Source organism: Faecalibacterium sp. BIOML-A1 (assembly GCF_009679715.1).
Classification (GTDB): Bacteria; Bacillota; Clostridia; order Oscillospirales; family Ruminococcaceae; genus Faecalibacterium; species Faecalibacterium taiwanense.
Window position 1 is genome coordinate 1 of the sequence record NZ_WKZJ01000028.1, and the last position, 1,008, is coordinate 1,008.

Sequence of the window (1,008 nt, forward strand, 5' to 3'; positions counted from 1 at the left end):
GGATTCCTATGAAAACACCAACCGTGCAAAAACCGTGCATTGACCGTGCAGACCCCGAATTTTCGGGGTTACATAACGAAAAAGAGCGTCAAATCTTACGATTCAACGCTCTTTTATTGGTGCACCTCCAGGGACTCGAACCCTGGGCCCACTGATTAAGAGTCAGTTGCTCTACCAACTGAGCTAGAGGTGCAAATATGACCCGTACCGGAATCGAACCGATGTTAAAGGCGTGAGAGGCCTCTGTCTTAACCGCTTGACCAACGGGCCATATAAAAGTCGGCGACTACCTATTTTCACACGCCGTTTCCAGCGAACTATCTTCGGCACAAGTGAGCTTAACTTCTGTGTTCGGAATGGGAACAGGTGGAACCTCACCGTCATCGACACCGACCGNCCTGATGCAAAATTTACCACGCATTTCAAAGCAATTCCAGCCCATGCAGAGGATTCCTATGAAAACACCAACCGTGCAAAAACCGTGCATTGACCGTGCAGACCCCGAATTTTCGGGGTTACATAACGAAAAAGAGCGTCAAATCTTACGATTCAACGCTCTTTTATTGGTGCACCTCCAGGGACTCGAACCCTGGGCCCACTGATTAAGAGTCAGTTGCTCTACCAACTGAGCTAGAGGTGCAAATATGACCCGTACCGGAATCGAACCGATGTTAAAGGCGTGAGAGGCCTCTGTCTTAACCGCTTGACCAACGGGCCATATAAAAGTCGGCGACTACCTATTTTCACACGCCGTTTCCAGCGAACTATCTTCGGCACAAGTGAGCTTAACTTCTGTGTTCGGAATGGGAACAGGTGGAACCTCACCGTCATCGACACCGACCGATCTGACTGAACCAGTATAACATGTTTGTCGTACTTTGTCCAGTGTTTCTTAGAAGGACGTGCCTTCAAAACTGAATAATCACTGCTCACATTTTTTCGTTGACTCTTAAGAGTCTCAAGCGAATTGTGGTCAAGCCCTCGACCTATTAGTACACGCTTGCTGAA

4 tRNA genes and 2 rRNA genes are annotated in these 1,008 nt (G+C 48.3%); all 6 read right to left on the reverse strand.

Annotation, left to right across the window (positions count from 1 at the left end):
- Positions 1 to 117: 117 nt before the first annotated feature.
- Positions 118 to 193 (reverse strand) — tRNA-Lys (locus GKG36_RS14510).
- A 5-nt stretch (positions 194 to 198) separates the two neighbouring features.
- A tRNA-Glu gene (locus tag GKG36_RS14515) sits at positions 199 to 270 on the reverse strand.
- A 7-nt stretch (positions 271 to 277) separates the two neighbouring features.
- Positions 278 to 394, reverse strand: a 5S ribosomal RNA gene (rrf, locus tag GKG36_RS14520).
- A gap of 170 nt (positions 395 to 564) precedes the next feature.
- Positions 565 to 640, reverse strand: a tRNA-Lys gene (locus tag GKG36_RS14525).
- Positions 641 to 645: 5 nt separating this feature from the next.
- Positions 646 to 717 (reverse strand) — tRNA-Glu (locus tag GKG36_RS14530).
- Between the two features lie 7 nt (positions 718 to 724).
- Positions 725 to 841, reverse strand: a 5S ribosomal RNA gene (gene rrf, locus GKG36_RS14535).
- Positions 842 to 1,008 lie beyond the last annotated feature (167 nt).